Annotated in this window: 8 protein-coding genes; 6 read left to right on the forward strand and 2 right to left on the reverse strand. The window is 38.0% G+C overall.

The window, feature by feature from the left end; translation table 11 throughout:
- Positions 1-199 precede the first annotated feature (199 nt).
- The 6 genes from ACODST_RS24250 (at position 200) to nagB (ending at position 9,786) form a co-directional block, all read left to right on the forward strand.
- A complete protein-coding gene (locus ACODST_RS24250) occupies positions 200-2,014 on the forward strand; it encodes a glycoside hydrolase family 2 protein (RefSeq protein ID WP_488934675.1) in 1,815 nt (604 codons plus the stop codon).
- A 136-nt stretch (positions 2,015-2,150) separates the two neighbouring features.
- Positions 2,151-3,173: a glycoside hydrolase family 43 protein gene (locus tag ACODST_RS24255; protein WP_488934676.1), complete on the forward strand. Its 1,023-nt coding sequence runs from the start codon at positions 2,151-2,153 to the stop codon at positions 3,171-3,173.
- Positions 3,174-3,197: 24 nt separating this feature from the next.
- Positions 3,198-4,376: an aldose epimerase family protein gene (locus tag ACODST_RS24260; protein WP_488934677.1), complete on the forward strand. Its 1,179-nt coding sequence runs from the start codon at positions 3,198-3,200 to the stop codon at positions 4,374-4,376.
- A 79-nt stretch (positions 4,377-4,455) separates the two neighbouring features.
- Positions 4,456-5,433 (forward strand): glycoside hydrolase family 43 protein, encoded by a 978-nt coding sequence (locus ACODST_RS24265; protein ID WP_488934678.1) that lies wholly within the window; start codon positions 4,456-4,458, stop codon positions 5,431-5,433.
- 199 nt (positions 5,434-5,632) lie between these two features.
- Positions 5,633-7,732, forward strand: a complete 2,100-nt coding sequence (locus ACODST_RS24270; protein WP_488934679.1) for an alpha-L-fucosidase — start codon at positions 5,633-5,635, stop codon at positions 7,730-7,732.
- Between the two features lie 140 nt (positions 7,733-7,872).
- Entirely contained in the window at positions 7,873-9,786 is a 1,914-nt protein-coding gene (gene nagB, locus ACODST_RS24275) for a glucosamine-6-phosphate deaminase (RefSeq protein WP_488934680.1), read from the forward strand.
- Positions 9,787-10,086: 300 nt separating this feature from the next.
- On the opposite strand, the gene ACODST_RS24280 is transcribed toward nagB, so the two are convergent.
- Both ACODST_RS24280 and ACODST_RS24285 read right to left on the reverse strand, forming a co-directional pair.
- Positions 10,087-10,800, reverse strand: coding sequence for a LytR/AlgR family response regulator transcription factor (locus tag ACODST_RS24280; protein ID WP_488934681.1), 714 nt, complete (start codon positions 10,798-10,800; stop codon positions 10,087-10,089).
- A 66-nt stretch (positions 10,801-10,866) separates the two neighbouring features.
- Positions 10,867-11,925, reverse strand: a complete 1,059-nt coding sequence (locus tag ACODST_RS24285; protein WP_488934682.1) for a sensor histidine kinase — start codon at positions 11,923-11,925, stop codon at positions 10,867-10,869.
- Between the last annotated feature and the right edge of the window lie 45 nt (positions 11,926-11,970).

The raw sequence follows: 11,970 nt of genomic DNA on the forward strand, positions 1-11,970 counted from the left end.
CGGAAATAAAATAATCATTAATCCAGCTCCTAATTCATAACTCAAAACTCATAACTAAAAAAATAGGGTTAGTTAAGTTAGTTTAAGTGTTTGAGTAATTACCAGGCTTACGTGGAAATGGGCCTGGTAATTCAATTTTGATTTAGAAGAAAATCACGGCATTTTCAGCAATACAGAAAGTGCCTAAAATAGAAATAGTATGAAAAGAAAGAGTATCCTTTTTTTAGCCTTATTTTCCTTAATGGCTGCCCATGCCCAATGGAAACCACAGGGAGACAAAATCAAAACCAAATGGGCAGAACAAGTCGATCCGGTTAAACCTTTACCCGAATATCCCCGTCCTGTTATGGAACGCAGCCAATGGAAAAACCTGAACGGTTTATGGAATTATGCCATTCAGGAACTGGGCAAAGCAGCACCTTCAAAATACGACGGGCAGATTCTGGTGCCGTTTGCGGCTGAATCCAGTTTGTCCGGAGTAATGAAAGAGGTTGGGGCTAAAAATGAACTTTGGTACCAGACCAGTTTTTCAATAGACTCCGGCTGGAACGGCAAAAACATCCTGCTGCATTTTGGCGCTGCAGACTGGAAAACAGAAGTTTTTATAAACGATATCAAAGTAGGTTCCCATACAGGAGGTTATACGCTGTTTTCATTTGATATTACCCCGTTTATCCAAAAAGGAAAAAATCAGAAACTCGTAGTAAAAGTCTGGGATCCATCCAACGACGGGCCTCAGCCGAGAGGGAAACAGGTTAAAAATCCCGAAGGAATCTGGTACACGCCTGTTACCGGAATCTGGCAGACTGTCTGGATCGAACCGGTTAATGCTAAAAATATCACAGGGCTGAGAACAACTCCTGATATCGATCAGAATACCATCAGTATTAAAGCAGAGGTAAACGGAGCAGAACAAGGCGATTTAGTAGAAATAACCGTTTTGGATAACGGAAAAGAAATCGCAAAACAAAAAGCCATAATTGGTGAAAGCAATGATATTGTACTGAGTAACCCGAAATTATGGTCACCGGAAAGTCCGTTTTTGTATCAGACTAAAATTCGTTTGATCAGCAAAAATAAAGTGACAGATGAAGTAAAAAGCTATTTTGCCATGCGAAAAATTTCATCCAAAAGAGATGAAAACGGAATCCTGAGAATGCAGTTAAACAACAAAGATTATTTTCAGTTTGGGCCTTTAGACCAGGGCTGGTGGCCGGACGGACTGTACACAGCACCAACCGATGAAGCTTTAAAATACGATATTGTTAAAACCAAAGAACTGGGATTTAATATGATTCGCAAACACGTAAAAGTAGAACCGGAACGCTGGTACACACACTGTGATCAGTTAGGAATTCTGGTTTGGCAGGACATGCCGAGCGGAGACGATCAGCCGGTCTGGCAGAACAGAAAATATTTTGAAGGAACCGAATTACAGCGTTCGCCAAAATCAGAAGAAATTTACAGAAAAGAATGGAGAGAGATTATGGACCATTTGTATTCCTATCCGAGTATTGTAGTATGGGTGCCGTTTAACGAAGCCTGGGGACAATTTAAAACCGTTGAAATTACGGAATGGACTAAAAATCATGACCCAAGCCGATTAATTAATTCGGCGAGCGGCGGAAATCATTTCCAGACCGGAGATATTTTAGATTTACATAATTATCCGGGACCGGAAATGTATTTGTATGATGCCAGAAGAGTGACTGTTTTAGGAGAGTACGGCGGAATTGGTCTGCCTCTGGAAGGACATTTATGGCGGGCAAATGATAACTGGGGGTATATCAAATTTAAAAATGAGGCCGAAGTAACAGCCGAATATATCAAATATGCTCAAATCCTCAGGAACTATGTTAAAACCGGTTTTTCAGCAGCTGTTTACACCCAGACAACCGATGTGGAAGGCGAAGTAAACGGTTTCATGACCTACGACAGAAAAGTAGATAAAATGGATTTTAAAGCGGTAAATAAAATCAATACGGAGGTGATAAATGCTTTGAATGCTAAATAGTTTTTCCCGAAGCCTCGGGATAGATTCTTTAGTATTGAAAAAGAGAATAAAACCCCGGGAACATTGCGGATTATAAATTTCAGGTGTAAAGTAAAATCCTGTGTTTAAAAACAGCGCCCAACAATAAAAAATAAAAATGAAAAACTATCTAATTCTTCTGCTGCTCACCACGATAGGTTTTGCTCAGCAGAAAACCTTTACGAATCCCATTCTGCCATCGGGAGCAGATCCTTACAGCACCTATTATAAAGGATATTACTATTATACCAATACACTGGGAAATAAACTGGTTTTATGGAAAACAAAAGACTTGTCAGATATTAAAAATGCAGAAAGCAAAGTAATCTGGACACCTCCTCAGAACACAAATTATTCTTCGGAAATCTGGGCACCCGAGTTTCATATTATAAACGGAAAATGGTACTGCTATTTTGCTGCAGATAACGGCGATAACAACAATCACAGAATGTATGTTCTGGAAAATAAATCTTCGGATCCGTTTAAAGGCCGTTTTGAATTTAAAGGAAAAATCGCTGCCAAAACCGATAAATGGGCTATCGACGGAAATGTTTTTGAATATAAAAAACGACTGTATATGATTTGGGCCGGCTGGGAAGGCGATACCAACGGGCAGCAGAATATTTACATTGCCAAAATGAAAAACCCGCTGGAAATTGACGGCGACCGTGTTATGATTTCATCACCAACTAACGATTGGGAAACTCACGGAGCTTTACATGACGATGTAAATCCGCCGCAGGTAAACGTAAATGAAGGACCACAGTTTTTAGAAAGAAACGGGAAAATCTTTATTGTTTTTTCGGCCAGCGGCTGTTGGACAGACTTCTATTCTTTAGGATTATTGATATTTAACGGCGGAGATAATTTATTAGAGGCTTCGGCATGGAAAAAATCTCCGGAATCTATTTTCAAACAATCGGATAAAAACAAAGTATATGCTCCGGGACACAATTCATTCTTTAAATCCCCTGACGGAAAAGAAGACTGGATTTTATATCACGCCAATTCGAATCCGGGAGAAGGCTGCGGAAACAAAAGATCGCCAAGAATGCAGAAAATTGACTGGGATGCGAATGGGTTTCCGGTTTTAGGAGAACCGGTAAGCGAAGACACTAAACTGGCAATTCCTTCGAAATAATACGAACATTTTAAAATTTATAAAATGAAAAATATTCAAATAGCTGCAGTTGTTCTGCTGGCACTTTTTCAGTTCAATTGTAAAGACAATAAAAAGGAAAATACAACATCAAAAGAAACCGCTGAAAAAACTACAGATTCAGTAAAAACAGTTTTAGAAACTAAAAATTTTGATACCATAATCGATGGTAAAAAAGTAGGGTTGTACTGGATTGAAAACAAAGGAATCAAAGCCGCTTTTACCAATTACGGCGGAAGACTGACCGGACTCTGGGTTAACGATAAAAACGGTAAACCTACCGATGTTGTAGTAGGGATGAACAGTGCAAAAGGCTTTAAAACTTCTACAGAACCTTATTTTGGTGCCACGATCGGAAGAGTAGGAAACCGAATCGGGAAAGGGAAATTTACCTTAGAAGGGAAACAATATCAGGTTCCGTTAAACAATGGTAAAAATGCTTTGCATGGCGGTGTAAAAGGTTTTCAGGATGTGGTTTGGAATGCCGAAAAAACAAGCGAAAATACTTTAGTTTTTACCTATGTCTCACCAGATGGAGAACAGGGTTTTCCCGGAAATTTAAATGTAAAAGTGACCTACACAATTACCGATGATAATTCCGTTAAAATGGAGTATGAGGCTGCAACAGACAAAACGACTCTTGTTAATTTAACCAATCATGCTTTTTTTAATTTAAACGGAGAAGGAAGCGGAAGCATTTTAAATCATGAATTGCAGATTTATGCTGATGCATTTACTCCGGTAGATGAAGGTCTGATTCCAGGCGGCGAATTAAGAGCGGTTAAAAACACTCCTTTTGATTTTACTTCAAAACATACTATTGGAGAGAGAATTGAAACCAAAGACGAGCAGCTGAAATTCGGGAAAGGCTACGATCATAATTATGTTTTAAACGGAACAAAGAAAAACGGACTTAATCATGCTGCCACAATTTCCGGCGATGTATCAGGAATTACTCTGGATATTTTTACAGAAGAACCGGGACTGCAGTTTTACAGCGGTAATTTTATGCAGTCAAAAAACACTTTTAAAAATGGTTCAAAAGACGATTTCAGAACGGCATTTGCTTTAGAAACACAGCACTTTCCGGATGCACCCAACCAGCCTAAATTTGCGCCGATAGTTTTAAAACCGGGACAAAAATATCATACGGTTTCTTATTATCAGTTTTCTGCGAAAAAGTAGTTTAACCACAAAGAGCGCAAAGAAACTTAAAAAAAACTCAGCGTTTTCTGCGGTTTAAAAATATAAAACCAATCAAAAAATGAAAAAACTTCTCACCTTATTTTCAGCATTCTGTGTTTTATCAGCCTGTTCGCAGGAAAAAGGCACAGACAAACCAAAGGAAGTAAAGTCCAGTACTATTTTACTGGCCGATCCTACAATTTTTTATGACAAAGGAACTTATTATTTATACGGAACCACAACAGGAAATATTCCAAACGGTGAAGGTTTTCAGGTGTATACCTCAACTGATTTAAAAGACTGGAAAGGACCGTCGGGAACACAAAACGGACTTGCTCTAAAAAAAGGAGAGGCTTTTGGCGATACAGGATTCTGGGCACCACAGATTCTTTCCTATCATAATAAATTTTATATGATTTATACGGCCAATGAAAACATAGCGGTTGCGACAAGTAACAGTCCGCTGGGGCCGTTTCGAAACGAATCAAAAGAACCTGTTATTAAAACCGGAAATCAGATTGATCCGTTTGTGTTTATAGACGATGATGGAAAAAAATACCTGTATCATGTACGTTTAACAAATGGAAACCGAATTTTTGCCGCAGAAATCAACGACGATCTTCAAAGCATCAAACCGGAAACGCTGACCGAATGTATTTCGGGAGTTCTGCCTTGGGAAAACACACAAAATGTAAGCTGGCCGGTCACAGAAGGGCCAACGGTTTTAAAACACAACGGTTTGTATTATATGATTTATTCAGCCAACGATTTCAGAAACCCGGATTATGCCGTAGGATATGCTGTCAGTAAAAGTCCGCTTGGTCCCTGGGAAAAAGCAGCTGAAAGCCCAATCATCAGCAGGCAGAATACCAAACAAAACGGAATAGGCCACGGTGATGTATTTTGGGATAAAAACAACAAAATGTATTATGTACTGCATACCCATTTTAACGAAAGTGCCGTTTCGCCAAGAAAAGCCGGAATTATTGCTATCGAATTCAGAGACGGAAAAATTACAGCCGATCCGGCAAGTTTTCAGTTTTTGAATGTGAAATAGTTTTTGGTCTGCTTCGCCAATTCAGTTAAAGGCTCGTTTCCCGTTTCAGCTTCTGGTAAAAAACCGGAAACTGAAACGGGAAACTTTTTTATAACCTGCACTTAACAATTCAAATTTGTTGTTGGTCGAAATTCTGTAACGGTAAATCGCTATTTATAGTACATTTATGCTTTATAGACTATTTTAAAGTAAACCAGCAATGAAAAATATCTTTCTTTCCTTATGCTTTTTTGGGATAATGTGTAACAGTTCTGCTCAGGAATTGGCGAACGCTCCAAAGCCTTTTGGTCCGCTTCCCACACAAAAACAACTGGACTGGCAAGAAATGGAATTTTATGCCTTTGTGCATTTTTCATTAAATACGTTTACTAATAAAGAGTGGGGCTATGGCGATGAATCTCCTGCTTTGTTCAATCCGACAAATTTAGATGTACGTCAGTGGGTCCGTATTGTAAAAGCGGCAGGAATGAAGGGAATCATTCTGGTTGCCAAACACCATGACGGATTTTGTTTATGGCCGTCGGCTTATACAGAACGTTCTGTAAAGAATTCTCCATGGAAAAACGGAAAAGGCGATTTGGTAAAAGAACTGGCCGAAGCCTGTAAAGAATACAATTTAAAGTTAGGTTTGTACCTTTCGCCATGGGACAGAAACCATGCTCAATACGGAAAGCCTGAATACATAACGTATTTCAGAAACCAGCTGAAAGAATTATTAACGAATTACGGAGATGTTTTCGAAATGTGGTTTGATGGTGCAAACGGCGGCGACGGTTATTATGGCGGAGCCAATGAAACCCGAAAAATCAATACACTGGAATACTACAATTGGGATGAAACCTATAAATTAATTTACCAGCTGGCGCCTAAAACGTTGGTTTGGGGAGTAGGCCCTTCTGAAGCCAGATGGATCGGGAACGAAGAAGGCCGTGCCGGAAAAACAAACTGGTCTCTTTTACGCCAGAAAGATGAACTGGCCGGAAAGGTACATTATACCGAATTCATGTCGGGTCATGAAGACGGTGAAAAATGGGTTCCGGGAGAAGCCGATGTCTCGATCAGACCGGGATGGTTTTATCATTCCGTTGAAGATGATAAAGTACGTCCGCTGGATGAAATGGTCGATATTTATTATGAATCGATCGGACGAAACGCTACTTTATTATTAAACCTTCCGGTGGATAAAAGAGGACTGGTTCATGAAAACGACGAAACCCGGTTAAAAGAACTGGTGGCGACCATAAAAGCCGATTTTAAAACCGAATTATTATCCAAAACCAAAATTTCTGCTGATAATGTCAGAGGAAACAACCCTGCATTTGCTGCAAAAAATGTTTCTGACGGAAATAAAAATACCTACTGGGCGACAGACGATACTGTTAAAACCGCTTCGGTTACTTTTGAATTTGATAAACCTACAGACATAAACCGAATTTTACTTCAGGAGTATATCGCGCTCGGGCAGCGTGTAAAGGCATTTAATGTTGAGGTAAAAGTAGATGGAAACTGGAAAACAGCAGCGTCTGAAACTACTATTGGCTACAAAAGAATTCTAAGAATCGACAGGGTTAAAGCATCGGCAGTAAGAATTAATATTACAGATGCTAAAGCGAATATCGTTATTTCGAATATTCAGGCTTACAATGCACCGACTTTTGTACGTATGCCGGAAATCAGCCGTGATAAAAATGGTGATGTAACGATAAAATCAGAAGACGGAAATCCGGTTTATTATACACTGGACGGAAAAAATCCAACGAAAAAAAGTACCTTATATAAAGGAGTGTTCCGATATAATAAAGCCGTTACCCTAAAAGCGGCTGCTTTTGATAAAGAGGAAAATATCAGGAGTGCTGTAAAAACAGCTAAATACGGTGCTTCAAAAGAAAACTGGAAAATTGTTTCGGCTTCGGGCGGTGATTTAAAATCGGCTGACCGAATTATCGACGGAAATCCGGAAACAGACTGGAGTTTTGGTAATGACCAGAACAAACTGCCGCAGGAAGTAATTATTGATATGGGAAGTCTTTTAACGCTGAACGGCTTTACTTATGTACCGCAGCAGGTAGGCAATAACCTGAATTTAATATCGAATTACCAGTTTTATACCAGTGCAGATAATGTCAACTGGACGCTGCAGTCGGAAGGTGAATTTTCGAATATCAAACACAATCCGATCGAACAGGTTAAAACTTTCAAAAAAGCAAAAGCGAGATATATCCGTTTTGTGGCAACGTCAGCAGTAGCAAAGGGGCAGACGGTTTCTATTGCCGAAATAAATGTTATCGAAACCTTATAGCGGTCATTTGAATTGTAATCTTTTTGCTTAAAGTTTCCAATTTTGTCCTATAGCGAAGGTAACAGGTTATTAGTCGAATTTTTGATTATTTACATTATGTAATAATTAATTTTATACTAAATAATTAGAACAACAGGCAAATGATTAAAGAAAGTATAAATTTCAAAGAAGCAGGAAAGTTTGAAGAAACCCGTTTTGAAAAGATACATAATGTAATTTTTGATTCGTCTAAAGAAGCTTCAATTTTAGTAGCTCAGGAAATAGCCAATATCATTCAGAGAAAAGAAGAGTTAAACGAACCTTGTGTTCTGGGTCTGGCAACAGGATCTTCTCCTATAAAAGTATATGAAGAATTAGTAAGACTTCATAAAGAGGAAGGTTTGAGTTTTGCAAATGTGATCACTTTTAACTTAGATGAATATTATCCAATGGATAAAAATGATATTCAGAGTTATTGGTATTTCATGCATGAGCATCTTTTTAATCATGTTAATATTCCGCCTCAAAATATCAATATTCCTGACGGAAGCATCAGTAATGAAGATCTTCAGCAGTATTGTATCGATTATGAAATGAAAATCAAAGCTTATGGCGGACTGGATTTTCAGCTTTTAGGAATTGGAAGAACAGGGCATATCGGTTTCAATGAGCCGGGATCTCACGTAAATTCAGGAACCAGAAGCATTACATTAGATCATTTAACACGAGGCGATGCAGCTTCCTCTTTTTTAGGTATTGATAATGTACCAAGAAAAGCGATTACAATGGGAATTGGTACGGTAAAAAATGCCAAGAGAATTGTACTTCTGGGATGGGGAATCAGCAAAGCCGAAATTATAAAGAAAACAATCGAGGGAGAGATTTCATCTCGTGTTCCGGCGACGTATTTACAGCAGCATAACAACACAACATTTGTTTTAGATACCGAAGCTTCATCAGAATTAACGAGAGTTAAAACTCCATGGTTAGTAAAATCAGTAATCTGGACAGATGAGTTAAAACTGAAAGCGGTAGTCTGGTTAAGTGAACTGACTAAAAAACCTTTCCTGAAACTGACTGATAAAGATTATAATGATAACGGAATGTCAAGTCTTTTAACGGAGGAAGGAACTGCATACGACCTGAATATTAAAATGTTCAACAAGATGCAGCAGACTATTACGGGATGGCCTGGAGGAAAACCAAATGCAGATGATACTTACAGACCGGAACGTTCAACACCGGAGAAAAAGAGAATTATCATTTTCAGTCCGCACCCGGATGACGATGTAATCTCCATGGGAGGAACTTTTGACCGATTAGTAGAGCAGGGTCATGATGTGCATATTGCGTATCAGACTTCAGGAAATATTGCCGTTTCCAATCAGGAGGCTTTGAAATTTGCTGAAATCACAAAAGCATTAAATCCTGATTCTGCTGCAGCTGAAAATATCATCAGCTTCCTGAAAAACAAAAAAAGCAACGATATTGATTCGTTAGAAGTGAGAAAGCTGAAAGGTTTGATCAGAAGAAGCGAATCTGTAGCAGCAACCCGATATTTAGGTTTACCGGATTCTAATGTGAATTTCCTTGACCTGCCATTTTACGAAACAGGAACGGTAAAGAAAAACAATCTTGGTGAAGCCGATATCGAAATTATGTGTGATATTATCGAAAGAATCAAACCTCATCAGATTTATGCTGCAGGAGATTTAGCCGATCCGCACGGAACACACAAAGTATGTCTGGACAGTTTGTTTGAAGCTTTAAAAAGATTAAAACACAAAAGTTTTATGGATGACTGCTGGGTTTGGTTATACAGAGGTGCGTGGCACGAATGGGAATCCTACCAGATTGAAATGGCAGTTCCAATGAGTCCGGATCAGGTATTGAAAAAACGTCACGCGATTTTCTTCCACCAGTCACAAAAAGACGGTGTAATGTTCCAGGGCGATGACAGCAGAGAGTTCTGGATCCGAGCAGAAGACAGAAACAGATTAACTGCAGAAAAATATCACGCTTTAGGTTTAGCTGATTACTCAGCAATAGAAGCTTTCAAGAGATACTTTTTCTAAAGAAATCTTTACAATATAATAAACTATTTCATGTGGTTTATTTGGTTAGTTACCAAGTTTTGAAATGCAGCCGTGGTTGGCTGCATTTTTTTTGTTTTTATATGTGGGGTTTAACTGCAAAGTTTTTTATTGATTTTTTTTACCGCCAGGAGTGCTAAGTTTTAAACTAAAAACGAAAAGGCCTTTGTCAAAGTTTCAAGCTTTGACAAAGGTCTCTTTGTATAAAAAAGTTCGCAAAGCTTTGTGAATAAACTTTGCGAACTTTGCGTAAATCTTTGCGTTCTTTGCGGTTAAATACTCTTATATAGGTAAATTCAAAATTCGCTGCTTAACATGATCGATATACGACCTTCCTATTACGTAACGAAGTCCTTCGATTTCAATACTGTTTCCTTCAACTGCATCGATTTTGTCAATGGCAATGGTATAGGATCTGTGGATTCTCAGGAAGTTTTTTTCCGGTAATAAATCCGTAAAATCAGATAGCGTGCTGTGAATTATGTATTTACCAGTAGTAGTGTTTATTTTTAAATAGTCTTTCAGGCTTTCGATAACCAAAATCTCGTTGAAAAAGATTTTCTTCATTCTTTTTTTGTCAATCTTCACAAAAATGAAAGGGCTGTCCGGATTGTTTTCCTGCGGAGAGCTGGTTTTGTTTTCCAGTCTTTTACTGATTTTATTCAGCGTTTTCATTAATCTCGGAAATTCAATTGGTTTTACCAGATAATCCAGAACGTCCAGCTCGTAGGTTTCCAGTGCAAACTGGCTGTAGGCACTCGTAATTACCAGTAAGGGCGGATTTTCCAGACTTTTGATAAAATTAATTCCGTCTAAAACAGGCATATTGATATCCAGAAAAATAACATCAACCGTATTGTTTTTCAAAAAGTTTAAGCCCTCAATAGGATTACTGAAAGTATTTATCACCTCAAAATTTTCCAGCGGCTCTAAGTAGTTTTTTATAACATTGATTGCCAATGGCTCGTCATCAATAATCAAACAATTTATCTTCATTTCTATAGTCTTAGTTATTTGAGCGAAATAATTCAGCAGGTAAATGTAAGCAGGGGGATGTTTTGTTTAGGTGACTTTAATCACCAGCTTTACGACAAAAATATTCTTTTTATTTTTAAATGAAAGCTTATAGTCGCTTTTATTATAACCCAGTTCCAGTCTTTTTTTGACATTTTCAATCCCTATACCACTTGACTTGTTAAAATTATCCAGATGTGGCGTAATTTCTGGCGTTGGATTTGAAATGCTAAAATGCAGGTAATCGTCTTTTACAATAAACTTAATATCGATTTTTACCTTTCCGGTGTTTTTATTGACGCCGTGTTTAAAAGCATTTTCGATAAAAGTCAGTAAAATCACCGGAGAAATCTCCTTGTCATGAATATCGCCGGATACTTCCATGTTTACTTCCAGGCGGTCATCGTTTCGGATTCGTTCGAGATCCAGGTAATTCTGAATACATAAAATCTCATTTTCAAGACTTTGTTTTTTACCCTGAGTATCATAAAGCATATAACGCATTAGTTCCGAAAGTTTTAAAACAATCTTGGGTGTTTTATTTGATTTCTCAACCGATAAAGAATAGATATTGTTTAAAGTATTAAAGAAAAAATGCGGAGAGATCTGCGACTTCAGGAAAAGCAGTTCCGTTTCCAGCTGCGATTTTTCAAGATCGGTCACCCTTTTTTGTTCCTTCAGGAAATCCAGTGTGATTTTAATTGCGGTAACAAAAGTCATTACATACAATTCTCCCATCATCATATCAATGGTGTAATTGAGTGTGAGTTTGTCGATCGTCTGCGGACCTTCAGGCCATACGTCATGAGTAATTAAAAGATAGGTCAGATTAAATTTTACAACCACCATCAGGAATATGGCAGACAAAACCGCCAGTACATACAGTACATATTTTTTGCGGTATACCAGATACGGCATATAAATTAAAATGTTCAGATAACACAAGGTCATGTGAATAGGGAATCCCAGTAAATTGGTCTTAATAGAATACCAGTAATCGTTAAAATAGCTTCCCCATCTAAAAGTATTAAATAAGAAATAAGTCAGCCAGAAGATCACATGATAGTGCAAAGGTATCCGGTATAATTTGTTAGAATTGAAATTCATAATATGAGTACGTTTTGTGACTTTTTTTGATGTTTATCTAAGTTT

The organism is Flavobacterium sp. FG19, from assembly GCF_057809475.1.